Here is a 25,278-nt window from a genome sequence, read left to right as displayed (position 1 = left end):
ATGCAGCTATCCGTCTGGACCTATGAAGGACCGCCCCATGTTGGGGCCATGCGGGTCGCCACCGCGATGGAGGGCATGCATTATTTGCTGCACGCCCCGCAAGGCGACACCTACGCCGACCTGCTGTTCACGATGATCGAGCGGCGCGGAAAGCGTCCGCCGGTCACATACACCACATTCGAAGCGCGCGATCTGGGCAAAGACACAGCGCAGCTGTTTCAAGACGCTGCGCGCGATGCCGCCGCCCGGTTCCAGCCGCAGGCGATGATGGTCGGGGCCTCTTGCACCGCGGAACTGATCCAGGATGATCCCGCCGGCCTGTCAGAGGCGATGGACCTGCCGTGCCCGGTCATTCCACTGGAGCTGCCAAGCTATCAGCGCAAGGAAAACTGGGGCGCTGCAGAAAGCTTCTACCAAATCGTCCGCACTCTGGCCGACCGCAAGGTGGAGCGCGCACCGCGCGATGGCCGCCGCCCGTTGGTCAATCTGCTCGGCCCAACCGCGCTCGGCTTTCGTCACCGCGACGATCTGGTTGAAATCCGCAAAATCCTGGATGCGCTGGGCGTATACATCCACCTAGAGGCGCCATTAGGCGCCAGTCCGCAGGACATCACACAAATCGGCGCAGCCGATTTCAACATCGTTCTCTATCCCGAAATTGGAGATGAAGCGGCACGTTGGCTCGAACGAGAGTTTAACCAACCAGCCGTTCGCACGGTCCCGATAGGCGTCAGCGCTACGCGCGCGTTTATCGCGGAAGTCGCCGAGTTAGCAGAGGTTGATCCCACTTCTGCGCTCGGCGACGATTCCGCCCGGATGCCGTGGTGGAGCCGCTCGGTCGATTCCAATTATCTCACCGGCAAGCGGGTGTTTATCTTCGGCGATGCGACCCATGCGGTTGCCGCTGCGAAAATCGCTCATGAAGAGCTCGGCTTTAAGGTCTGCGGCCTCGGCTGTTACAACCGCGAATTTGCCCGCGACATTCGCGCAGCGGCCAAGCTCTACGATGTCGAACCGCTGATCACCGATGATCACATGGCAGTCGAAGACGCGATCATGGCGGCCCAGCCGGAGCTCGTTCTGGGCACGCAGATGGAGCGGCACATTGCCAAGCGGCTCGGCATGCCCTGCGCGGTGATTTCCTCACCGGTTCACGTTCAGGATTTCCCGGCGCGCCATTCCCCGCAAATGGGTTTTGAAGGCGCAAATGTCATTTTCGACACCTGGGTCCATCCGCTGGTGATGGGATTGGAGGAGCATTTGCTCACCATGTTCCGCGATGATTTTGAATTTTCGGACGAGGCTGGGCCATCGCACCATGCAGCCCATGCCCCCAAAATGCCGCAAGCAAGCACTTCGGCCCAATCGGCAGAACCAGAAGCGCCTGCGCCTACCGTAGCCCCGGTCGAAGCGGCCAATGATACGATCTGGACCGCAGAGGCAGAGCGCGAGCTTAAAAAAATCCCGTTCTTCGTGCGCGGCAAAGCCCGCCGCAACACGGAGAATTTCGCCGCTGATCAAGGTCGGTCCGAGATCGACCTCGACACTTTGTATGATGCGAAGGCGCATTATGCACGGTAGCGCCCCCGCCTCTCCCGCCACTGAGCGCCCGCACGTGCGGGTCGTGATTGTCACGCTCGACAATCACCTCAAAGGCGCAGCCGAGCGCGCCAATGCCGAGCTACGCCGAGAGAACATCTCGCTGAGCCTGCACGCAGCCGCAGATTGGGATCGCAATGGCGACGCGCTGGAGCTGACCAAAGCCGCCATCGCTGAGGCCGATATTGTCATCGCGACAATGCTGTTCCTTGATGATCACGTCCGCGCGATCCTGCCCAGCCTAGAGGCACGGCGCGAAGAATGTGACGCAATGCTCGGCCTGATGTCCGCTGGCGATATCGTGAAGCTCACCCGGCTTGGCGGATACCGCATGGATGCGCCAGCGAAGGGCCCGCTGGCTCTCCTTAAGAAGCTGCGCGGATCGCCCAAGAAAAACGCCAGCTCTGGCGCAGGCCAGATGAAAATGCTGCGCCGTCTGCCTAAGATTTTGCGCTTCATTCCCGGTACGGCGCAGGATGTGCGGGCCTATTTCCTCACGTTGCAATATTGGCTCGCGGGTTCGGAAGAGAACGTGGTCGCAATGGTTCGGGGCCTCATTGACCGTTATGCTGATGGCGAGCGGATTGCTCTGCGCGGTGAGACCGCAGCTGAGCCGCCGCTCGACTATCCAGAGGTCGGGGTTTACCACCCGCGCACCAAACAGCGCATTTCAGAAGGTGCCCGTCTGCTGCCTGCAAAGGCTGGCAAAAACGGAACCGTCGGCCTGCTGTTGCTGCGCTCTTATCTGCTTGGCCGCGACACTGGCCATTACGATGCCGCGATCGCCTCATTTGAGGCCGCTGGCCTTAAGGTTATCCCAGCTTTCGCCAGCGGGCTCGATGCGCGTCCAGCGATTGAGAAATTCTTCATGGAACGCGGCAAGCCCACGGTTGATGCCATCGTCAACCTCACCGGCTTTTCGCTGGTTGGCGGCCCTGCCTATAATGACGCAGAGGCTGCGGCGGAAACGCTGGCCGATCTCGATATTCCCTACCTCGCAGCCCACGCGATTGAGTTCCAAACTCTCGAAGAATGGCGCGCGCACGATCAAGGTCTGCTGCCGCTAGAGACGACCATGATGGTCGCCCTGCCAGAGCTCGACGGATCAATCTGCCCCAGCGTTTTTGGCGGCCGGTCTGGCCCGGGCGAAGTCTGCAATGGCTGCGAGCGCAAGTGCGAACAACCCAAGACGGAGAATGTGCGGGCGATGATAGGCTGCCCAGAGCGCGCCGAAGCCTTGGCCGACAAGACGCTAAAACTGATCGAATTGCGCCGCGCACAGCGCGCCGAGCGCAATCTTGCCGTCGTGCTGTTCAACTTCCCGCCAAACGCAGGCGCGACAGGAACCGCCGCCTTCCTCTCCGTCTTCGCCTCGCTCCATGCGACGCTCCAGCGGCTGTCCGATGAGGGCTATCAAGTCGAGGTTCCAGAGACGGTCGATGCCCTGCGCGAGGCCATCATCAACGGCAATTCAGAGCGTTTCGGCAGCGATGCCAATGTCGCCGCGCGCATCCCCGCCGATGAGCATGTACGGCGCGAGCCTCACCTTGCCGAGATTGAGGCGCAATGGGGCCCAGCCCCAGGCAAAGCACAAAGCGATGGCGCAAACATTCAAGTGCTCGGCGCGCATTTCGGCAATGTCTTTGTCGGGGTTCAGCCAGCCTTTGGATATGAAGGCGATCCGATGCGCCTGCTGTTTGACGGCAATTTTGCGCCAACCCATGCTTTCAGTGCGTTCTACCGTTGGATTCGCGAAGATTTTGGCGCGCACAGCGTCCTGCATTTTGGCACCCACGGCGCGCTAGAATTCATGCCAGGCAAGCAAGCAGGCATGACCGGCGATTGCTGGCCGGAACGATTGATTGGCGATCTGCCGAATTACTATCTCTATGCCGCCAACAATCCATCCGAAGGCATCCTTGCAAAGCGCCGCTCAGCCGCAACCTTGATCAGCTATCTGACCCCGCCGCTGGCGCAGGCTGGTCTCTATAAGGGCTTTGCTGAGCTGAAGCAGAGCGTTGAGCGCTGGCGCAGCAGCGCCGATGGGGATGAGCGCACTGATCTTGAAACGCTGATCCATGATCAATGCGATGCGCTGGATATCGAATGCAGCGACATCACTCAGCTCGCCAGCCAGCTTTATGAGCTGGAACGCACTCTGATCCCACACGGTCTCCACGTGCTGGGCCAGCCGCCCGTCGGCAGCGCCCGCGAGGAAATGCTCGATGCGATGGAAGAAGCCGGCGCAGGCAGCGATGCTGAGATGGATCGCGAAGCACTGGGCGAGAAACTCGATGCCTGCGACGAGCTGACATCACTCATCCATGCGCTCGATGGCGGTTATGTGAAGCCTGCCCCCGGCGGCGATGTGGTCGCCAACCCGGATGTGCTGCCCACGGGGCGCAACATCCACGGCTTTGACCCATTCCGCATTCCCAGCGCCTTTGCCTGTGAGCAAGGCCGCGTGCAGGCAGAGGAACTGATTGCGCGCCATGTGAACGGCGGCGAGCCCTTCCCAGAAAGCCTCGCCATGGTGCTTTGGGGCACCGACAATATGAAGAGCGAAGGCGTCCAGATTGCGCAGGCAATGACGTTGATCGGAGCAAAGCCTCGGCGTGATGGCTATGGCCGTCTGTGCGGCGCGGAGCTCATTTCACTGGAAGAATTGGGCCGTCCGCGGATCGATGTGGTCGCCACACTATCAGGCATTTTTCGCGATCTCTTGCCTCTGCAAACGCGGATGCTGGCCGAGGCCGCCCTGCTTGCCTCTCAGGCTGACGAGCCAATTGAGGCAAACTTCGTGCGCAAGCATAGCCTGGCGCATCAAGAGGCGCATGGATGCGATCTGGAAACAGCTGCCCTGCGCGTATTCTCCAATGCCGAGGGCGCATATGGCGCCAACGTCAATCAGATGATCGAAGGCGGCGTTTGGGCCGATCCGGATGAGCTCGCCAATGCGTTTGAGACGCACAAGGGCTATGCTTACGGTGTCAATGGCGCGCCGGTTCAGCAGCGCGAATTGCTGCAAAGCGCGCTCGCCAAGGTCGAATTTACCTATCAAAATCTCGAAAGCGTCGAAGTGGGCGTGACCGACCTCGACCAATATGTCGACGGGCTCGGCGGGGTCAGCCGTTCGGTTGCCAAGGCCAAAGGCGCGGACGCTCCGGTCTATATCCTTGATGCGACGCGCGGCAATGCGAAGGTCCGCACTCTGTCCGAACAGATTGACCTTGAAACGCGCAGCCGGACGCTCAACCCCAAATGGTATGAGGGCATGCTCGACCACGGGTATGAGGGCGTGCGCCATATCGAAGGCCATGTGACCAACACGATGGGCTGGTCCGCCACGACCGGACAGGTTGCCCCGTGGGTCTACCAGAAAATCAGCGAAACATTCGTGCTCGATGAAGAGATGCGCAGGCGTCTTTCCGAGCTCAATCCCAAAAGCTCCGCGCGCGTTGCGGGCCGCTTGCTTGAAGCGTGCGACCGCGAGCTTTGGACACCCGATGATGCAACCCTCGCCGCTCTGCGCGAGGCCAGTGATGAACTCGAAGACCGTCTCGAAGGCGTTTTCGCGGCGGAATGATGAGGAAGAGAACGCTATGAACCTGATGGATCCAAAGACCCGTTTTAGCGCACCCGATGGCGAAGGCTCTGTGCAGGTGGCGCTCGACCCGCAAGATCAGATCAAGGGTGCGAAGGTTTTTGCGGTTTATGGCAAGGGAGGGATCGGCAAATCGACGACCTCCTCCAACCTCTCCGCGGCCTTTTCAAAGCTCGGGCACCGGGTACTGCAAATCGGCTGTGACCCCAAGCATGATAGCACGTTTACGCTGACCAAGAAGCTGATGCCGACAGTGATCGACGTGCTGGAGACAGTCGAATTTCACTCCGAAGAATTGCGGCCCGAAGACTATATGTTTGAAGGCTACAATGGCGTGATGTGCGTTGAAGCGGGCGGACCGCCAGCTGGCACAGGCTGCGGCGGATATGTCGTTGGCCAGACCGTCAAATTGCTCAAACAGCACCATCTGCTCGAAGACACTGACGTGGTGATCTTTGATGTGCTGGGCGATGTGGTATGCGGCGGGTTTGCCGCGCCGTTGCAACATGCCGAGCGCGCTGTGGTGGTCGCCGCGAATGATTTCGACAGCATCTTTGCGATGAACCGCATTGTCGCCGCCATCGCCGCCAAATCAAAGAATTACGACGTACGGCTCGCCGGCGTGATCGCCAACCGCAGCCGCGAGACCGACGAGATTGACCGGTTCTGCGACCAAATCGGCATGGAGCGGCTTGCCCACTTCCGCGATGTCGATGCGATCCGCCGCTCGCGCCTCAAGAAATGCACTCTGTTTGAGATGGAGGACAGCCCTGAGGTTCAGCAGGCTCAAGACGAATATATGCGCCTTGCCGCAATGCTATGGGCCGGGGTTGAGCCATCAACGGCTCAACCGATGAAAGACCGCGATATCTTTGACTTCTTGGGGTTTGAATGATGGCAACACGCTCACCCTCTTCCTACGATGCGCAGCGCGACCAACTCGCGACTTACTTCGACAGCACCGCGCGTAAGGCGTGGATCGACCTCACCTCCGACGCCAAAGTCAGCGGCATTCGCGCCACCGTGCGAGCAGGACGCGATGAAATGCGCGCCACTTTGCTCAGCTGGCTGCCAGCCGATTTGCGCCGCACCGCCGTTTTGGACGCAGGCTGCGGCACGGGTGCGCTCAGCATTGATGCCGCCTGCCGCGGAGCAGAAGTGACCGGAATTGATGTCGCCGCAGGCCTAGTTGAGGTCGCACGCGAGCGCACCCCATCCTTCATCGGCCACGGCCGCATCCGCTGGCGCTCTGGCGATATGCTCGACCCGGCGCTGGGCGAATTTGCCCATGTCGTCGCGATGGATTCCCTGATCCATTATCCGTTGGACGATCTACTCTCGGCGCTGGAGCAGCTGGGCGAGCAATGCGGCACCTCGCTGCTCTTCACCTTTGCCCCGCACACGCCGCTGCTCGGCGCGATGCACAAGGCGGGCAAGTTCTTCCCAAAAAGCGACCGCTCACCGGCGATTGTCCCGATCAATGAAGAGGAACTGCGCGCCAGCTTGAGCCGCCTTGATGGCTGGCATGTCGGGCGCACGCACAGAGTTTCCTCTGGCTTCTACACCTCGCAAGCAATGGAGCTCGTCAAGGCATAATGGCCAGCAATTCCGCCTCTTCTGTCAAATGGATCCAAGCCGCCGCTGGATGGCTTCCGTTCGCAGATGCGGCGAGCGCAGACCTGCCTCTACCCCGCCTGCTGCGCCTCGCGCTGTTCCAGGTGAGCGTCGGCATGGCGATGGTCTTGCTTAACGGCACGCTCAACCGGGTGCTGATCGTGGAGCTGAATGCGCCCGCATGGCTGATCGCAGTGCTGATCGCGGTGCCATTGCTGATCGCGCCATTCCGCGCGCTCATCGGTCACCGTTCTGACACTCACCGCTCGGTCCTTGGCTGGCGCCGCGTGCCCTACATCTGGTTTGGCACGATGATGCAGTTCGGCGGTCTGGCGATAATGCCATTTGCGTTGCTGCTGCTCGGACGGGAAGACACCTTTACGCTAGGCATCATAAGTTCAGCGGCCGCATTCCTGCTGACCGGCGGCGGCATTCATACGACGCAAACTGCTGGTCTCGCTTTGGCAACCGATCTTGCACCGGAGGACAAACGTCCGCGCGCGGTTGCTCTGCTTTATGTCATGCTGCTGATCGGCATGATGTTCTCCGCCTTTGCAATCGGCGGCTTCTTGATCGATTTTACCGCGACCCGGCTTGTCCAGGTCATCCAAGGCGCGGCGGTACTGACCCTCGTGCTTAATGTCATCGCACTTTGGAAGCAGGAAGCGCGCAACAAAGAGCTGACAGCGCCGAGCCGCGAGACGCCCGCTTTTGGAACTTTGTGGCGCGCCTTCGTAAATGATGGTCGCAACGCCCGGCTCCTCACCGCAATCGGCATCGGCGCGGCTGGCTTTGCGATGCAAGACGCTCTGCTGGAGCCATATGGCGGCGAAATTCTCGGCCTCTCTGTGGGCGCGACCACGGGCCTCACCGGAGCATGGGCAGCGGGCGCATTGCTTGGCTTCCTGCTCTCCGGCCGCTCGCTTACCAAAGGCGGCGATCCTTTGCGCATTGCCGGCATGGGTTTGGTCGCCGGGGTCACCGCATTCCTGCTGATCCTGTTTGCAGCGCCGTTTGGTTCGGTCGCCATGCTGTTTGGCGGCGCGACAGCAATCGGGCTTGGACTAGGCCTGTTTTCGGTCGGCACGTTAATCGAGGCAATGAGCATCGCCAAGCGCGAAACCGCTGGGTTGGCGCTCGGCGTATGGGGCGCGGTTCAGGCAAGCTGTGCAGGCCTTGCCATTGCGCTGGGCGGCGTCATTCGTGACGGCGTGTCTAGCGTTGCCATGGCCGGTGATCTGGCCCCAGGTCTGGCCACCAGAGCCAGCGGATACACCACAGTTTACTGCATCGAGATTGTACTTTTGCTGGCGGGCTTGATCGCCCTCGGCCCACTGGTGGGCCGTCACCGCAAATCTGGGAGCGACGATGCACCAGTCCCCTTTGGACTGCGCGAGTTCCCAACCTGAGTGTGAATGAGAGGAGTGTGAGATGAACGCAACATACATAGTGGGCACGCTTGACGTGGCGGAATTGGTCTTCCTGCTCTTCGTGCTCTTTTTCATCGGTCTGGTCATTTATCTGAACCGCGAAAGCCGCCGCGAAGGCTATCCACTCGAAGATGAGTGGACGGGTAAAGTGCTAGGCGCGCCGCTCACTGATGGTGACAAGAAGGTCTTCAAACTCCCGCACGGTCAAGGCGAATACATCCCAGAAGACGTGCCGCGCGATCCCGTTGATATGCCAGCAAAACGCACCTTTGGCGCTGCTGGCGCGCCCTATGTGCCCGAAGGCGATGCCATGAAATCCGGCATGGGTCCGGGCGCATATGCAAAACGCTCGACCAATCCAGACCTGACGATGGATGGCCGCCCGCGCATCGTTCCGATTGGCGACAGCCACGAGATCGAAATCGCGCCGAACGACACCGATCCCGTGGGTCTGCCGGTCTATGACGCGAACAAGAAACTGGCGGGCAAGATCAGTGACGTCTGGGTTGACCAGTCAGAGCACATCATCCGCTATCTCGAGGTGACGACGAATTCCGGCAAAAAGGTGCTGGCGCCAATATTCGTCGCCAAAGTGCAAGGGACAGGTCTGCTCTTCGGCGATAAGACCCCGCTGATCGATATCGACGCGATCACGGCCGAGCAGTTTGAGGACGTGCCTCAAATTGCAACACCGGGCCAAATCACCCGCGATGAAGAAGAACGCGTGATGGCTTACTATGGCGGTGGCTATCTCTACGCCACGCCAGAGCGTCAGGAACCGATCCTATGACACTGGAAGACACTCCGCACTTTCGTGATGCGCAAGGCGATCCGCTTGGTACGCCTGCGGATGATGAAACGGTGTTGTGGCAAGGACGGCCCAATACGGCTGTGCTCGCCCGCACCGCGTTTCACACCTACTCTATGGCAATCTATTTTGCCGCTTTGGCAGCGCTCGCAGTGGCTCTGGGCCGTTATGATGCAGCGACATTTGTGGCTGTGTTTGGCGCGGGCGTCATCGCGCTCTTCTATGCCGCAGCATGGCTGACAGTACGCAACACGCTCTACATCCTCACCGATGCGCGCCTGATCATGCGGGTCGGCATGGCCGTGGACAAGCGGATCAACGTCCCGCTCAAGAAAGTGACGGCGGCGCATTTCGCGGATCGCGGCAAAGGCTACGGCGACATTGCCTTGGAACTCGGCGATAAGACTGTGCTTGGTTACCTGCTGCTGTGGCCGCATGCGCGCCCATGGCACATCTCTCATCCCCAACCGATGCTGCGCGCCCTGCCAGATGCGCAAGCCGTGGCACAGCATCTCGCCAGTGCCAGCGCCCAGTTCAACGCGATTGAACGCGGTGACTTTGAGACCGGGACAGCAGGCGCACAAACAGCATCAAGCGCTGGGCTTGCTGGAGCCAGCGCATGAGCGCTCACTACGAATATGATCATGAGCACGGGGAAGTGCACAAGGCTCCGGTGATCGCGATGGCAGTGGTCGCTCTGGTCACTGTCGCACTTGCCGCCTCGGTCAGCCTTGGCTTTGTCGACAAGCTGTCCGTGCCAAGCGAAGCGCGCGCAGCGCAAGGTACCGCCGCGGTGTCAGAGCGCGCGCTGAGGTTCTTTGACGAAGAGAGCGGCGCCGTACGAATCGAAGACGCCGCCACTGGCGAGGCGATTGCTCGTTTTGAGCCGGGCACTGGCGGCTTTGTCCGCTCCACCGTTCGCAGCCTCGCTCATTCACGCCGCATTCGCGGGATCGGAGCAGAGGCACCGTTTGCGCTCACCCTGTGGGAGAATAACTCGCTATCACTGCGCGATGACACCACCGGTAAGAGCGTGGAACTCGGTTCATTTGGCGCGACCAACCGCGCTGTCTTCGCAGCATTGCTAAAGAGGGATCAAAGCTAATGCCAACACGTACGTTCGAGACGTCGTGCCGAATATCGGTCGAACAAAGCTCCGATCATTTTCACGCCCATGTCGAGCTGGAGGGCAATCTTGCGATTGAACCCGGAGACAAAGTGCGCGTGCATGGCGACCCGATCCAGATCCCCTTTGGCCACAGCGCCGTTTACGAACGCGCCGCAACCGTGACGCGCGCCGGCTCATTCGACCGCGCAATCACCCGCCTCGCCGCCTATTTCGATCTCAAGGAACTCTACGAAGTCAGCTTCAATCCAGGGAGGATCAAATGAACGCGCACGCCCCGATAACCAGCGAAGACGCGATGGAGATCGCCACTCAGGACACTATTCTGACCCCTCGGTTTTACACCACGGATTTTGACGCATTGGACGCGATCGACGTGTCGCTGGTGCGCGAGGAGTGGGACCAGCTGATCGCCGATATGGTGGGAGATCCCAACAAGACGCACTTTAAACACAACGACAGTTTCACTGGCGTGATCGAAAACCTGGAGCCGGAACTGCGCGCCGAGTTCACCGATTTTCTGGTCAGCTCTATGACATCTGAGTTTTCCGGCTGCATCCTCTATGCTGAGATCGCGCGGCGCACGAAGAACCCCGATGTGAAGCAGTTGTTCAAGCTGCTCGCCCGCGATGAGAGCCGCCATGCAGGCTTCATCAACGAAAGCCTCAAAGATGCAGGGATCGGGGTTGATCTCAGCTTTCTGACCAAGACGAAGAAGTACACCTACTTCAAACCGAAGTTCATTTGGTACGCCGTCTATCTGTCCGAAAAGATCGGCTATGCGCGTTACATCACGATTTACCGGCATCTCGCCGCCAATCCTGAGAAGAAATTTCATCCGATTTTCGATTGGTTCGAGGAATGGTGCAATGATGAGTTTCGCCACGGCGAAGCCTTCGCAATGCTGATGCATGCCGATCCGAAGCTGCTGAAGGGTTATAACAAGCTGTGGATCCGCTTCTTCCTGCTGTCCGTCTATGCGACCATGTATGTGCGCGACCATGCGCGTCCTGTATTCCACAAGGCGCTGGGTGTTGACCCGACCGAATATGATTACGAGGTCTTCAAGGTCTGCAATCAGATCAGCCGCCAGGTTTTCCCGGTTGAGCTCGACATTGATGATCCGAAATTCCGCGCCAATATGGAGGCGCTGCGGCAGGCGGCCTTGCGGATCGAAGATGGCAAAGCGCAAGGCGGCATTGGCGGTCTGGCCAAGCGGATCAGCGGCGCCGCGGGTGCTGGCTGGAATTTTGCCAAGATGTATTTCCGGCGCACCAAATCGAACGAGCTACCACAGACCATCCGGCTACAACCTGCGTGGTAAGTTGGAGCGGCCATATTGTCCCCTTCGCGGTGACGATTGCGATCTGGTTTTTCGCAACCGGGCTGATTGCCTGGGCGGATAATCGCGGGCGTGAGACCTTTTTTGCCAGCCTGATGATCGCAGGCGCAGTGGGGATTGCGGGATTGATCGCGATCCTGATTTCCGCGCAAACCGCCAGTGTTAGCGGGGTCTATCTCGCCTTTGCCGGTGCGCTAATGGTGTGGGCTTGGCACGAGGTTGGCTTTCTCACCGGCGCGGTTGCAGGCCCGCGGCGGAAGGTCTGCCCCAAGGATGCGCGCGGGTTCGCCCGCTTTACTCAAGCGAGCGCCACTGTTCTGCACCACGAGATTGCGCTGGCGCTGACCGCGCTGATGCTGATTTCGCTCGGCTGGAACGCCGCCAATCAAATTGGCGCGACCGTGTTTGCTTTGCTCTTCTTCATGCGACTGTCGACCAAGCTCAACATGTATGTCGGCGTGCCCAACACCAGCCTCGAAATCCTGCCGCCGCACCTCGACTATCTTAAAAGCTATTTCGGCCCGAACCGCCTCAACGCCATGCTGATCCTATCGACAATCGCGATTGTTGCGGTGGCCGCCTGGTTCGGCGCCTTGGCCGCCGCCGCGCCCGTCGGCAGCGCCGAAATGGTCGGCGCGAGCCTGCTGTTCGCGCTGTGCCTGCTCGGCGCGCTTGAGCACGTTTTTCTGGCACTGCCATTCCGCGATGGCGCCCTGTGGGGCTGGGCCTTACCCGCCGCAGCGCCGCCGTTGCCACAACCATTCACGATCAAAGCACAATCAAGACAGAGGGATCAGCCCATGGATCATGAAGCCTATTTCAAGGACGAGCTGGACAGCGTTCGCGAAGAGGGCCGCTATCGGGTTTTTACCGATATCAAGCGGCATCGCGGCTCATTCCCCCATGCAACCCGTTTTGTCGGCGAAGAGACGCAGCCCGTGACCGTATGGTGCTCCAACGATTACCTCGGCATGGGCCAGCACCCGACTGTCATTGACGCCATGCATGACACTCTGGAAGAATGCGGCGCGGGCGCGGGCGGCACGCGCAATATCTCTGGCACCAATCACCACCATGTGTTGCTGGAGCAAGAGCTGGCCGACCTCCACGGCAAGCAAGCCGCGCTGCTGTTCACCAGCGGATACGTCTCCAACTGGGCAGGCCTTGGCACCTTGGCAAGCCGCATTCCCGGATGCGTCGTGTTCTCCGATGCGCTCAACCATGCGAGCATGATCGAGGGCATTCGCCACAGCCGCGCGCCCTACAAAATCTGGCAGCATAATGATCCGGAAGACCTCGACCGGTTGCTGAGCGATTATGGCCCCGATGTGCCTAAGTTGGTCGCGTTTGAAAGCGTCTATTCGATGGACGGCGACATCGCCCCAATCGCCGAGATCCTCGACGTGTGCGAGAAGCACGGGGCCATGACCTATATCGACGAGGTTCACGCAGTTGGCCTCTACGGTCCGCGCGGCGGCGGCATTGCTGAGCGCGAAGGCCTGATGGAGCGGATCGATGTGATCGAGGGCACACTCGGCAAAGCATATGGCGTCATGGGCGGATATATCGCGGCCAGCCGCAATCTCGTTGACTATGTGCGCAGCTTTGCCAGCGGTTTCATCTTCAGCACCGCCTTGCCCCCAGCAGTCGCAGCAGGCGCGGCGGCCAGCATTCGCCATCTTAAAGAAAGCAGTGAAGAGCGCGAGGCACAGCGCGACCGCGTTGCCAAAGTGCGCCGCAGGTTGGATGGCATGGGCATTCCGCATCTGGCTAATCCCAGCCACATCATCCCGGTGATGGTTGGCGATGCGAAGAAGTGCAAAATGATCAGCGATTGGCTGATGGATAATCACGGCATCTACGTGCAGCCGATCAATTATCCCACAGTACCGGTCGGGACGGAGCGCCTACGCATCACCCCATCACCCGTGCATAACGATGATGATATCGACCGCTTGGTCGAGGCGCTGAGCGAAATTTGGTCGCAATGCGAACTGGCTCGGATGGCAACCGCCGCTTGAGCGCATAGCCGAGCAACCCAGCTTTTTGGGACTAGAGACGTGCCCCGCCATTTGCAGGTGTGCATTTTAAGATGCGTGCCTGAAGCATAGCCTTAGCGCCTCAGAGCACGCGCGCCTCAGCAGCCCCAAATCAAACTGATCGCAGACACAAAAAAGGCGGCGTGGAAAACCACACCGCCTTTTTTGCCATCGGCAGGCGAAACGCCCGCCGCTATTAGCGATTATTCGCCGTTGGTTTGCAGATACGCGATCAAGTCAGCGCGATCTTGCGGGTCTTTGATACCTGGGAACGCCATGCGTGTGCCAGGAATAACGCCCTGTGGATCTTCGAGATAGGTGAAGAGCTCTTCAGGGGTCCAAGTGATGCCGCTGTTCGCGTTTGCTTCGGTGTAGTTGAAGCCTTCAACCGAGCCGGACACGCGGCCAACAATGTTGTGCAGCGATGGGCCTACGCGGTTCACGCCTTCTTCAAGCACATGGCACGAACGGCAAAGCGCGAAGACTTTTTCACCAGCCGCAGCGTCGGCTGTCAGGTCAGCAAAGGCTGCGCCTGCCGCGGCTTCAACTGCTTCTGCTGGCGCCTCAACGGCGGCCTCTACTGCTGCGGTTTCCGCTTCTGCAGGAGGCGCGCTGGCTTCATCGGTGCGGCCACCACAGGCCGAAACAGAGACAAGGCTTACCAGGGCCAATGTGCCCAGCAATGCATTACGCTTCATATTCGAACATCCTCTACAATTCAGATTGCTTCGATCCCAGTGAGTATGGGCTTAGACGAGAATCGCCACATTGCCTAGCTATCCCAGCCATTTAGGTGGTTTTTCCCGGTTTATCGCGGGTTTCGCTGGGATCACTTGCATTTGCCTCAACCAAACCGCCAGCGGTTGGTCCAAATTCGCACCCTTACAACCCCCTGAGTCGCGGCGCGTTTACTTGCTGACAGGAACGAAACGGATCGCGGCGCCACAGAGGAAGCGAGGCGAAGTGATAGCGTCTCTCCGCCTGTCACATTGCGGCTCTCAATGAGGATATCATATGGGTTCATGTCCCAATCCGGCGCTGATGCCAAAGACCTGTGGCATTATTCCTTGCATCAGCTGGCTGCTACAAAAGGGCGTTTTTCCAAGCTTGACCGGGTCGGCAATACGGCGATGACCGGCCTCGCCTATGCCGATCATTTCGACGCCAGCCTTTATGCCCAATATCTGCGCAAATATTCAGAGGCGCGCGGCGTAACCCGGCATGAAAGGATCGTCAGCGCCGTTCAGCGGGACGGCGAAAGCGGCGATATCACCTCGATCACACTGGAGACCGGAACGGAAATCCAAGGCGATTTCTTCATCGATTGCACCGGCTTTCGTGCGGTGCTGATGGGCCAAGAATTGGGCGTTGGCTATCAGGAATGATCATAATGGCTTCTGTGTGATCGCGCTCAGGCGGTGTCTAGCAAGAAACTAGACAGCCTGCCGCCCTATACCCGCGCGACCGCTAAAGACGCGGGCTGGCAATGGCGCATCCCGCTGCAACATCGCACGGGCAATGGTCATGTCTATTCCAGCGGCTTTACCGCTGACGGAGCGGCGCATGATGTGCTGATGGCGGCGCTGGAGACAAAGGCACTGGCTGATCCGCGTCCAATCCGTTTTACCACCGGGCGGCGCGAGCAGTTCTGGTTCCACAATTGCGCGGCCATTGGCCTGTCGAGCAGATTTCTGGAGCCGCTGGAATCGACCAGCATCCATCTGACCCAATCGCATGTCAGCCGCCTGATCCAGCTCTTTCCGCAAAGCGCGAATGCCGATGCGGAGCGCGCCGAATACAATCGCCGCTGCGCCGCAGAATTTGAGCAGATCAGGGATTTTCTGATCCTGCATTATCATCAGACGGACCGCGAAGATTCCGAATTCTGGCGCTATTGCAAGAATATGGAGGTGCCAGATAGCCTGACCCACAAACGCGAATTGTTTGCCTCTAGTGGCCGCCTGGGCCGCGATGTCGATAATCTTTTTCGCGAGGCGAGCTGGGTCCAAGTGATGCTGGGCCAGGGGATCACGCCATACGGCCACGATCCGATGGCCGATGCGATCAGCGATGCCCGGCTGAGCGAATTTTTGGGCAATCTCAGGACCATTACCGAGCGCGCCGTCGGCGGTCTTTCCACGCATCGGGACTATATCACCAATCATTGCGCCGCGCCGCCAATGGCGTCTTAGTTTCGGCCTACAGTTCAACTTTATTACCACATGCGCTGAGCGACTTTCGCTGGCGCGCAAGATTTGGTAGTATTTTGAAACGTACCGCGTAGCGCGCGCAAGCCCCGCCTCCAATGGAGCCAAACGAATGATCGAGTTCACCATCAACGGCCAAGCCACCAGCCTGGATGCCGATCCCAATATGCCGATCCTGTGGGTCGTGCGAGAGAAGCTGGGCATGACCGGGACAAAGTTTGGCTGCGGGATTGCAGCTTGTGGGGCCTGCACTGTGCATCTCGACGGGGAGCCTGTTCGCAGTTGCTCCACTCCGCTGTCGGCCGCTGAAGGCCGCGCGATCACTACGATTGAGGGCGTCTCAGGCGAAGACGGCGAGCTGAGCGCCGTTCAGCAAGCCTGGATCAGCGAGCAAGTGCCGCAATGCGGATATTGCCAATCGGGCCAGATCATGTCGGCGACCGCGCTGCTGCGTGACAATCCTGCGCCGAGCGATGACGACATTGACGCCGCGATGAGCGGCAACATCTGCCGCTGCGGAACCTACAAACGCATTCGCCAAGCCATTAAGGTTGCCGCCGGTCTTGAGACCGCGCAATCCGAAGACGAAGCGCAGGAGAGCGCAGCATGAGCGAGCAAGAGACAGGCACAGCCGCTGCGAAAAAAGAGCGCAGCACAGCGGCCAAGTGGAGCCGCCGCGGATTTATCGGCGCTGGTGTACTCGCTGGCGGCGCGTTGCTGATCGGGGTCGGCGTGCGGCCCGGCAATCCAGTTGGCAAGCTGAAGGCGACTGTCGCCGGCGGAGCTGGCGAGGAACTGGTCAACGGCTGGGTGAAAATCGGGGCTGATAACATCGTGACCGCGATCATCCCGCACTGCGAAATGGGCCAAGGCGCGCATTCCGTGCTCGCGCAAATGCTGGCTGATGAACTCGATGCCGACTGGTCCAAGGTCGAAGTGATGCAGGCGCCCGCGGACGGCAGCTATATCGTCAGCGACACCGCGCGCATGTTCGTAGCACCCTTCACCATGAACGCAGCCGATTGGATTGAGCCAACATGGGACGGCCTGTTCACGCAGATCGGGCGATTGGCCGATGCGATGATCACCGGTGGCAGCTCCTCCATCCGCACTACGGGCCAATATCAGATGCGGATCGCAGGCGCGGCGGCGCGGAAGATGCTGATCGGGGCGGCAGCGGATGAATGGGGCGTGCCCGCCAGCGAGATCACGACGCGTGACAGCACGCTGATCCACAGCGGCAGCGGCAAGTCTGCTCCCTATTCTGATTTCGCAGCGGCAGCGGCTGAGCAGCCCATGGACAGCTCCCCAGCGCTCAAAGATCCCAAAGATTACCGCTTGATGGGCAAGAGCAAGCGCCGGACCGACATTCCCGCAAAGGTAATGGGCAAGGCAGATTTTGGGATCGACGCCAATATTCCCGGCGTCGAGCTTGCCGATCTGTCCTATGCCGCGGTCCGCCGTCCTCCGGTGCCTGGCACTAAGGTGACGAGCATGGACGCGGAGGCGGCCAAAGCCATGCCAGGCGTGCAGCAGATCCTCAACATGGGCAGTTTCATCACGGTGGTGGCCGATGGATATTGGCACGCGCAGCAGGCGCTGAACACGATCACGGCGGAATACAGCGCCTCGGAAAGTCCGATCAAAACAACCGCCGATCAATTTGCAGCGTTTAGAGACGCGATTGATGCAGCAGGCGATGATGGCGGGGAGCAAGCTGCCTCCAAGGGCGATGCGGCCGGTGCGTTTGCTGATGCGGCGACCAAGCTGGAGGCGGAATACAGCGCCCCGTATCTTGCCCATGCTCCGATGGAGCCGGTCAATTGCACCGCATGGGTGCGCGATACCGACGACGGTGCAAAGTGCGACATCTGGACCAGCACTCAGGTACCGCTGATGGCGCGTAGCGCCGCCGCAGGCGCGCTCGGCATGGATGATGATGACATCACCGTGCACCACCCGTTCCTGGGCGGCGCATTCGGACGGCGGCTAGAGAATGACTATGTGACAATGGCCGTGCGAGTGGCGAAGGCCACCGGCTATCCGGTCAAGATGATTTGGTCACGCGAGGAAGACACGCAAAAGGCGCTCTACCGCCCGGCGGATGTGAGCCGCTTTAAAGGCGGGCTCGATGCGGGCGGCAGGCTGGTCGCTTACAACAACATTTTCACCCAGCGGCATGACCCGGCAGAGGCCAGCGTTCCGGGCATTTACGACATTGCGAACACCTCCGTGCGCGTCGCAGAGGCACCTTTGCATCTGCCATTCTCCGCATGGCGTTCGGTCGACCACTCACAGCAGGGCTTCTTCATTGAGAGCTTTATTGATGAGGCCGCCATTGTCGCTGGCGCAGATCCGCTCGAATACCGCCTTAACATGCTCGGCGCGAACACCGCGCGGCATAAGGGCGTACTCGAAAAAGTCGCTGAGATGAGCAATTGGAGCGCTCCGCGAGGCGAAGGCATTGGTCTGGGCGTCGCCATCGTCGAAAGCTTCGGCACCGTCGGCGCAGAGGTGATCGAAGTCGATATGACCTCAGGCCGCCCCAAAATGCTCAATGTCTGGGCCGCGATGGACGCGGGCTATGTCATGAACCCGGACGGCTTCCGCAACCAAATCGAGGGCGGGATCGTGTTCGGCCTGACCGCGGCGATGTATGGCGAAATTGAGCTGGAGGACGGCGCCGTCAAGCAGAGCAATTTCCACGATTATCAAATGCTGCGGGTGGATGAGACTCCGGCGATCGGGGTCGCAATCATCAACAGCGGCACCGTGCCAGTTGGCGGTGCGGGGGAGCCAGGCACACCGCCCGCAGCGCCCGCTTTGGCCAATGCAATCTTTGCCGCCAGCGGCAAGCGCCTGCGCGACATGCCGTTCGCAAAGCAATTTGCGTAAGCGCGGGGCAAGGAGGCACAATATGCGCAAATTCACCGCAAGTATGGCCGCTCTTGGCATGCTCTCACTCACCGCGTGCGGCGGGTCAGAAGTGCAAGAACCGGTTGAGCAAATTATCGTCGCTGAACCAGGTGAAGCGGCCAGCGCGGCCGCACCTGAACAAGCGGCTCCCGCCGAACCCAAACAGCCTGCTGAATAGAAACGCTGAATGGACCGCGGCCGGGTCTTTGCCTTTCTGAGCGATCGGCAGCGCGAGGGCCGCGCCTGCGCGCTTGTGACAGTCATGGCGGTAGAGGGCTCCTCCATCCGCAATCCCGGCACGCATATGGTGGTTTGCGAAGACGGCGAGTTTGCCGGATCGCTTTCAGGCGGATGCATCGAAAACGCCGTTGTCACCGAGGCGCAAGAAGCCCTGCGCGAGGGAAAGCCGCGCGTTGTCCGCTTTGGCGCAGGCTCCCGCTACATCGATATCACCCTCCCCTGCGGCGGCGGCATTGATGTGCATTTCCAGCCATTGGCGAACCAAGAATTTGCCAGCCAGTGCAAAGCTGCAATCGCCGTGCGAAAACCCTTTACGGTGCAAATCGGCGGTGGCGAGGTCGCTTGCATCGATGGCTGGCAAGAACCCAAGGCTGATATCCGATCCGGCACCGGCACATTCGGCCATTGGCCTCAGCCGCTCCTCTGTATTATCGGGCACGGAGCGAGCGTTGAGGCGTTGGCCAAGCTCGCAAACGCGATGGACATTGGCAGCGGCGTTTTGTCACCCGATCCAGACATCTGCGAGCGCCTCTCTGCCCTCGGCACCCCGGCCCAGTTGCTCACCCGCACCAGCGACACTCACCTGCTCAGCAGCGATCCCTGGACAGCCTTCGTCTTCCTGTTCCACGATCACGATTGGGAAGTGAAACTGCTCGCCCGCGCGCTGGAACTGCCGCATTTCTATTGCGGAGCTATGGGCAGCCGCAAAGCGCATGCCGTGCGCAGCGAAGCGCTGATCGCCAGCGGTGTGACCGCCGATGCAGTCGCTTCGATCAACGCCCCGCTTGGACTGTTTCACTCCTCGCGCGATCCTGAAACGCTGGCGCTATCCGCCTTGAGCGAAATCGTACGCGCCTATCAATCGTCGGATTTTGCGGGCCATGACGCATAGCCACGGCGGCCTTATGATCGCGCTGCTCGCGGCGGGACAGTCTCAGCGCTTTGGCAGGGCGGACAAGCTTGCTGCGGACTTGAACGGCACAATGCTGGGCCTCCACGCGAGCGAGACGCTCGCCGCCCTGCCCGCCGATCACCGCATCGTCATTGCCTCCAGCGGTGAGCATCCGTGCGCGGGTGGCTGGCGCGCAAGGGGTTTTGAAATCGTTCTCAACCCAAATGCCGATCAGGGCATGGGCACATCGGTCACGCTCGCCGCAAAACTGGCCGTTGAAGCAAAGGCAAAGACGCTGCTTATCGCGCTCGCTGACATGCCCTTTGTGCCGCTTGCCCATTTCCGCGCGCTAGCGTTGCAAGCCACCGCCAGCACCATAGCCGCCTCGCATAATGGCGCTGCCCCCACCCCGCCTGCAGTGTTTGGCAAAGAGCACTTTGCGTCCTTGATGCAGGCTACGGGGCACCACGGCGCAGGCGCTTTGCTATCTGAGGCAAAGATCATTTCCTGTCCGCCCAAGCAACTGGCAGACATAGACACTCTGGACGATTTGGAGCGGCTAACGCGTTAGACCTCGCCTACATCAGGCCCACTGCGCGCAGCACCAGCCTCAGGCCCAGTCCCGCTGCAATAAACACCACGCCAAAGCCCAGCACATTTGCAAGCGTGCCATTGGCATAGCGCCCCAGCACCGCCTTCTGGTTCATCACATAAAGCAGGAACGCGGCGACTATCGGCAGCAGCAGACCATTGGCAAATTGCGCGGTGACGATCACCTCAATCGGCCGGATGCCCGCGAGCGATATGCCCGCGCCAATCACAATCACGCTGAGCGCGATCCCCTTAAAGGCGAGCGATTTCTGGCCACCTTTGAGCCGCAAGACCTCCGTCATCGCAAACGCAGTGGCGAGCGGTGCAGTGATCGAGCTCGTCAGCCCGGCTGCAAACAAACCGATACCAAGCAGATATTTAGAATTGGAACCAAACAAGGGTTCGAACTGGCTCGCCATTTCTGCGGCGCTGGTGACATTGATCCCGGCGGCGAACAGGCTCGCCGCGGCGGTCGATGCGATCAGGATCGCGATCAGGCCGCCAATGCCAATGGCTATGCTGGTGTCGGCGCGCGCTTCGCTCAAATTGGCATCGGTATTTTCGGTGTTGCTCCAGCGCGCCTTGGCCGCCGAGGCGTGCAAAAACAGATTGTAAGGAACAACGGTGGTGCCGATCAGAGCGATGACGGTCAGCAGCGCTTCTGGCGGAATGCTGGGCACAAACATGCCCGCAAACATCGCGCCGAAATCAGGGCGAACGATGGCGAATGTCGCCGCAAAGGCGAACGCCATAATCGCCACCAAACCAAGCAGGACACGCTCAATCTGCTTGTACGATCCGGCGAGCAGCAGCGCGGCGGCCAGAACCGCTATCGCCAACACTGCGATCTTGAAAGCTGCATCCCCCTCCCCCGCAATCGCCGCAATTCCGAGAGCCGCACCGGACAGATTGCCCGCCTCATAGGCAGCATTGCCGAGATAGAGCGCGAGGCCCACGAGCAGGATCAGCGGCCATTTGAAGACGGAAGCTTGCAGCAGGTCTGCCAAAGTCTCGCCCAGCCCGCGCTGTGTCACAACGCCCAGCCGGGCCGACATTTCCTGCAAGATAATCGTGGCCAGCGTCGCAAAAACCAAGGCCCACAGCAGCGCGTAGCCAAAGCTCGCACCCGCGATGGTGCAGGCGGTGACGGTTCCCGGACCAATGAACGCGGCGGTGACGAGCGCGCCTGGGCCGATACTGCGAATGCGGCTGATCATGTGTCGTTGCTCTCTGCTTCCCTATCGGCAAGTGGACCGAAGCCGCCGCCAGTGGGTGTTTCAATCACAATCCGGTCGCCCGCCGCCATATGGGTTTGCGCGCAGCCGCCAAGGTCGTCGCTCGCACCGCCCGCACGCTCAGCCAGATTGCGGCCCACGCGGCCATTCTCGCCGCCCATTATGCCGGGGGCTGGCACGCGCCGCCGCTCTGACAGGATGGAGCATTCCATCTCCTCTCGAAAGCGGATCACTCGACGCACCCCGTCGCCCGCGTTCCATTGGCCCTTGCCTCCCGATCCGCGCTCTATGCGAAACTCGTCTAGCACCACGGGATAGCGCTGCTCCAGCACTTCGGGATCAGTCATGCGGGTGTTGGTCATATGGGTATGGACGCCGGAGGCTCCGTCAAAGCCCGGGCCAGCGGGCGCACCAGAGCAGATCGTCTCGTAATATTGGACGCGGGCATTGCCAAAGGTGAGGTTGTTCATCGTCCCTTGGCCCGTGCCAAGCCGCCCAAGCGCCGCGAACAGAGCATCGGTGACCGCTTGGCTAGTCTCGACATTGCCTGCGACCACCGCCGCTGGAAACGCGGGATTGAGCAGGCAACCTTCTGGGATGATCACGTCGAGCGGCTTCATACAACCAGCGTTGAGCGGAATGTCATCGCCGACGAGGCAGCGAAAGACATAGAGGATCGCGGCATGCGTGATCGCGCGCGGTGCATTGAATGCGTTGTCCATCTGCGCGGACGTACCAATGAAATCGACGACCGCGCGGCCCGCTTGTTTGTCCGCGCGGATGGCGACTTTGATCACCGCTCCGCTGTCGAGTTCAAGCGCAAATTCACCGTCGTCAAGCGTCTGGATTGCGCGTTTGACCGCCGCCTCCGCGCTGTCCTGGATAAAGCCCATATAGGCGCGCACTTGCCCCAGCCCATAGCTGCGCACCAGCTTACCGAGCTCATTCGCGCCTGCTTTATTGGCCGCGACTTGCGCCATCAGGTCAGCGACATTTTGAGCCGGATTGCGCGCCGGATAAGGCCCGCTGCTGAGCACATCTTCCAATCGCGCGGTTTGAATTTCGCCGCGCTCAACCAGCTTGATATTGTCGAGCAGCACGCCCTCTTCATGGATTGTGCGGCCCAGCGGCGACATGGATCCGGGCGCGATACCGCCAATATCCTCGTGGTGCGCGCGCGAGGCGGTGAAGAACATCAGCGCGCCATCCATCTTGTCGAACACCGGGGTAACTACAGTGACATCAGGGAGATGCGAGCCGCCCTTATGCGGATTGTTATGCACGAAGGCATCGCCTGGCTGGATCGTCTGACCGCTCTCGATGATTGTCTTTACGCTGGCATCCATCGATCCGAGATGCACCGGCACATGCGGGGCATTGGCGACCAGATTGCCGTCCGCATCAAAAATGGCGCAGGAAAAGTCGAGCCGTTCCTTCACGTTCACCGATTGCGATGTGTTGCGCAGGACAATACCCATTTGCTCGGCGATCGACATGAAGAGATTGTTGAATATCTCCAACGTAACGGGATCGCTTTGCTGAGCTACTTGAGTGTCAGCCGCAGTAACGCTTTCGGTCTCTGCTGCCGTCAGGATAAGGTGCCCATAGCCGTTGAGATCAGCGCTCCAGCCCGGCTCAACAATGATCGTGCCAGTCTGCTCAGTGATGATGGCGGGGCCTTGGATGGCCGCTCCCGGCACTAGTGACGCGATGTCATAAATCGGCACCTTGTGGTGTGCGCCCTTGGTGAACATGCGAACCTCGTCGATGGGTAGTGGCTCGACACCGCTGCGCCCCTCCAGCACCGCTTCAATGGGTGCCTTGTTCACTGAGCGGGTTTCGACCACCAAAGTGTCCAACAGTACAGCCTTACCCGGCACGAGAAAGCCGAATTGCCGCGCATGATCCGCTTCAAACGCCGCCCGCATGTCCGCTGCGCTGCCCATGGCCACGCAGATCACCGTGTCCGTCCCGCGATAACGCAGCAGAGCGGAGGCACGATGTTTGAGGGTGTGCTCATCCGCGCCTTGCCCCTCCAATTCGCGGGTATTCTCCGCCTCAAGCTTAGCAATCACGGCATCAACCTGCGCCAGTACTGCTCCGCTGAGTTCTTGGTCCACGACGCGCTGCCGCTCGGTCTCTATCGCGGCCAATCCCATGCCATAGGCGGACAGCACCCCGGCAAAAGGGTGCAGCAAGATTGAGCGAATACCCAGTCGTTCCGCTACCAAGCAGGCGTGCTGTCCCCCCGCTCCGCCAAAGCAATTGAGCGCATAATTCTGCACATCATAGCCGCGCGCAATCGAGATTTTCTTGATCGCTTGAGCCATGTGCTCGACTGCAATCTCAAGGAAACCCTCCGCCACTTGCTCCGCGCTGCGGCCGTCGGCGATCCCGCTCGCGATCGCTTCAAAGCCCGCGCGCGCCGCCTCCACGCCCAGCGGTTCATTTTGACCAGCGCCAAAAATCTTCGGAAAATACTCCGGCTGCAATTTACCCAACACCACATTGATATCGGTGACCGTCAGCGGGCCGCCGCGCCGGTAGCTCGCCGGGCCGGGGTCTGCACCCGCTGAGCCCGGTCCAACCCGCAGCCGCCCGTCCTCATAGCGCAGCACCGATCCGCCCCCGGCGGCCACAGTGTGAATGTTGAGCATTGGCACGCGCATTTGTACGCCCGCTACCTTGGTCTCATAGACCTTCTCAAACTCGCCCGCATAATGCGACACATCGGTTGATGTCCCGCCCATGTCGAAGCCGATCACGCGGTCGAACGCAGCCAGCTTTGCAGTGTGAACACAACCCACAATCCCGCCTGCCGGACCAGAGAGGATCGCATCGCGCCCGCGAAACTGAGCTGCATCCACCAGTCCGCCAGAACTTTGCATAAACAGCAGCTGTCCCGGCTCATGCAACTCGCCAAAGGCGCCCGCCACCCGGTCGACATAGCGCCTCAGAATAGGCGTCAAATAGGCATCGACAATCGTCGTCTCGCCGCGCGGCACAATCTTGCTGAGCGGGCTTACATCATGGCTCACCGAGATTTGCGTAAAGCCAATTTCCCGCGCCATCTCAGCTACTTGCCGCTCGTGTTTCGGAAATTTGTAAGCATGCATCAAAGCCGCAGCGAGGCAGCGAATGCCCGCATCATAGGCCGCTTGCAAAACTTCGCGTACCTGCGCCTGATCCAGCGACAACTCCACCGTTCCATCCGCCAGCACACGCTCATCAATTTCGGCCACCTCGCGGTAGAGCAAATGCGCCTTTTCAATGTTGAGCGCAAAGGTATCTGGCCGCGATTGATAGCCAATCTCGATCACATCCCCGAGCCCGCGCGTGGTCAGGAACAGAGTGTCCTCGCCCTCCCGCTCCAGCAGAGCATTGGTGGCAATCGTCGTACCCATTTTGATCGCGGAAATCTGATCCAGCGGGATTGGCGCATCGCCATCCAGCCCCAAGATCAGGCGAATGCCATGCAGCGCGGCATCCTCATAATGTTCAGGATTTTCGGAAAGAAATTTGTGTGTGGTCAGCGCGCCAGCGGTATCGCGGGCGACGATATCGGTAAAGGTACCGCCGCGATCAATCCAAAACTGCCAGCCGGTATCCCCGTCCATCTCGCCTCAACACGCACC

Annotated in this window: 19 protein-coding genes and 2 pseudogenes; 18 read left to right on the top strand and 3 right to left on the bottom strand. The window is 60.1% G+C overall.

The window, feature by feature from the left end; genetic code table 11:
* From bchB to hemA, 12 genes and pseudogenes are all read left to right on the top strand, one after another.
* Entirely contained in the window at positions 1–1,581 is a 1,581-nt protein-coding gene (bchB, locus tag AC0V6M_RS09165) for a ferredoxin:protochlorophyllide reductase (ATP-dependent) subunit B (RefSeq protein ID WP_486138509.1), read from the top strand.
* The gene (locus AC0V6M_RS09160; protein ID WP_486138508.1) at positions 1,571–5,185 is read left to right on the top strand and encodes a magnesium chelatase subunit H; all 3,615 of its coding nucleotides are present in this window, start codon (positions 1,571–1,573) and stop codon (positions 5,183–5,185) included. The genes bchB and AC0V6M_RS09160 overlap by 11 nt, the downstream gene beginning before the upstream one ends.
* A 16-nt stretch (positions 5,186–5,201) precedes the next feature.
* On the top strand, positions 5,202–6,098 hold the full coding sequence (gene bchL, locus AC0V6M_RS09155; protein ID WP_486139600.1) for a ferredoxin:protochlorophyllide reductase (ATP-dependent) iron-sulfur ATP-binding protein: 897 nt from the start codon (positions 5,202–5,204) through the stop codon (positions 6,096–6,098).
* Positions 6,098–6,799 (top strand): magnesium protoporphyrin IX methyltransferase, encoded by a 702-nt coding sequence (bchM, locus tag AC0V6M_RS09150; RefSeq protein ID WP_486139599.1) that lies wholly within the window; start codon positions 6,098–6,100, stop codon positions 6,797–6,799. Before bchL ends, bchM begins: the two co-directional genes overlap by 1 nt.
* On the top strand, positions 6,799–8,226 hold the full coding sequence (locus AC0V6M_RS09145; protein ID WP_486138507.1) for a BCD family MFS transporter: 1,428 nt from the start codon (positions 6,799–6,801) through the stop codon (positions 8,224–8,226). Before bchM ends, AC0V6M_RS09145 begins: the two co-directional genes overlap by 1 nt.
* A 22-nt stretch (positions 8,227–8,248) precedes the next feature.
* A complete protein-coding gene (puhA, locus tag AC0V6M_RS09140) occupies positions 8,249–9,037 on the top strand; it encodes a photosynthetic reaction center subunit H (RefSeq protein WP_486138506.1) in 789 nt (262 codons plus the stop codon).
* Positions 9,034–9,678 (top strand): photosynthetic complex putative assembly protein PuhB, encoded by a 645-nt coding sequence (gene puhB / locus AC0V6M_RS09135; protein WP_486138505.1) that lies wholly within the window; start codon positions 9,034–9,036, stop codon positions 9,676–9,678. Before puhA ends, puhB begins: the two co-directional genes overlap by 4 nt.
* Positions 9,675–10,160, top strand: coding sequence for a photosynthetic complex assembly protein PuhC (gene puhC / locus AC0V6M_RS09130; RefSeq protein WP_486138504.1), 486 nt, complete (start codon positions 9,675–9,677; stop codon positions 10,158–10,160). The genes puhB and puhC overlap by 4 nt, the downstream gene beginning before the upstream one ends.
* On the top strand, positions 10,160–10,447 hold the full coding sequence (locus tag AC0V6M_RS09125) for a hypothetical protein (protein WP_486138503.1): 288 nt from the start codon (positions 10,160–10,162) through the stop codon (positions 10,445–10,447). The genes puhC and AC0V6M_RS09125 overlap by 1 nt, the downstream gene beginning before the upstream one ends.
* Positions 10,444–11,505 (top strand): magnesium-protoporphyrin IX monomethyl ester (oxidative) cyclase, encoded by a 1,062-nt coding sequence (gene acsF / locus AC0V6M_RS09120; protein ID WP_486138502.1) that lies wholly within the window; start codon positions 10,444–10,446, stop codon positions 11,503–11,505. The genes AC0V6M_RS09125 and acsF overlap by 4 nt, the downstream gene beginning before the upstream one ends.
* Positions 11,499–12,251 (top strand): annotated as a pseudogene (gene puhE, locus AC0V6M_RS09115) (putative photosynthetic complex assembly protein PuhE); the annotation flags it as partial. The gene acsF and the pseudogene puhE, both read left to right, overlap by 7 nt.
* A gap of 72 nt (positions 12,252–12,323) precedes the next feature.
* Complete coding sequence (gene hemA, locus AC0V6M_RS09110; RefSeq protein WP_486139598.1) at positions 12,324–13,544, top strand: 5-aminolevulinate synthase; 1,221 nt, start codon at positions 12,324–12,326, stop codon at positions 13,542–13,544.
* A gap of 221 nt (positions 13,545–13,765) precedes the next feature.
* Here hemA and AC0V6M_RS09105 read toward each other — a convergent pair whose 3' ends face one another.
* Positions 13,766–14,260 (bottom strand): c-type cytochrome, encoded by a 495-nt coding sequence (locus AC0V6M_RS09105; protein WP_486138501.1) that lies wholly within the window; start codon positions 14,258–14,260, stop codon positions 13,766–13,768.
* A gap of 303 nt (positions 14,261–14,563) precedes the next feature.
* On the opposite strand from AC0V6M_RS09105, the pseudogene AC0V6M_RS09100 reads away from it, so the two are divergent.
* The 6 genes and pseudogenes from AC0V6M_RS09100 to AC0V6M_RS09075 all read left to right on the top strand — a co-directional run bounded on the left by AC0V6M_RS09100 (position 14,564) and on the right by AC0V6M_RS09075 (position 20,388).
* Positions 14,564–15,754 (top strand): annotated as a pseudogene (locus AC0V6M_RS09100) (tryptophan halogenase family protein).
* A gap of 127 nt (positions 15,755–15,881) precedes the next feature.
* Entirely contained in the window at positions 15,882–16,379 is a 498-nt protein-coding gene (locus AC0V6M_RS09095; RefSeq protein WP_486138500.1) for a (2Fe-2S)-binding protein, read from the top strand.
* The gene (locus AC0V6M_RS09090; protein WP_486138499.1) at positions 16,376–18,664 is read left to right on the top strand and encodes a xanthine dehydrogenase family protein molybdopterin-binding subunit; all 2,289 of its coding nucleotides are present in this window, start codon (positions 16,376–16,378) and stop codon (positions 18,662–18,664) included. Before AC0V6M_RS09095 ends, AC0V6M_RS09090 begins: the two co-directional genes overlap by 4 nt.
* A gap of 22 nt (positions 18,665–18,686) precedes the next feature.
* On the top strand, positions 18,687–18,863 hold the full coding sequence (locus AC0V6M_RS09085) for a hypothetical protein (RefSeq protein WP_486138498.1): 177 nt from the start codon (positions 18,687–18,689) through the stop codon (positions 18,861–18,863).
* Positions 18,864–18,872: 9 nt separating this feature from the next.
* Complete coding sequence (locus tag AC0V6M_RS09080) at positions 18,873–19,817, top strand: XdhC family protein (protein WP_486138497.1); 945 nt, start codon at positions 18,873–18,875, stop codon at positions 19,815–19,817.
* The gene (locus tag AC0V6M_RS09075; RefSeq protein WP_486138496.1) at positions 19,807–20,388 is read left to right on the top strand and encodes a nucleotidyltransferase family protein; all 582 of its coding nucleotides are present in this window, start codon (positions 19,807–19,809) and stop codon (positions 20,386–20,388) included. The genes AC0V6M_RS09080 and AC0V6M_RS09075 overlap by 11 nt, the downstream gene beginning before the upstream one ends.
* Positions 20,389–20,395: 7 nt before the next feature.
* Here the strand turns inward: AC0V6M_RS09075 and AC0V6M_RS09070 are convergent, their stop codons facing one another.
* Positions 20,396–21,625 (bottom strand): Nramp family divalent metal transporter, encoded by a 1,230-nt coding sequence (locus AC0V6M_RS09070; RefSeq protein WP_486138495.1) that lies wholly within the window; start codon positions 21,623–21,625, stop codon positions 20,396–20,398.
* Positions 21,622–25,260 (bottom strand): hydantoinase B/oxoprolinase family protein, encoded by a 3,639-nt coding sequence (locus AC0V6M_RS09065; RefSeq protein WP_486138494.1) that lies wholly within the window; start codon positions 25,258–25,260, stop codon positions 21,622–21,624. Before AC0V6M_RS09065 ends, AC0V6M_RS09070 begins: the two co-directional genes overlap by 4 nt.
* Between the last annotated feature and the right edge of the window lie 18 nt (positions 25,261–25,278).

This window comes from Erythrobacter sp. JB3-1, assembly GCF_057364995.1.
This window is presented reverse-complemented; position numbering and strand designations above follow the sequence as displayed.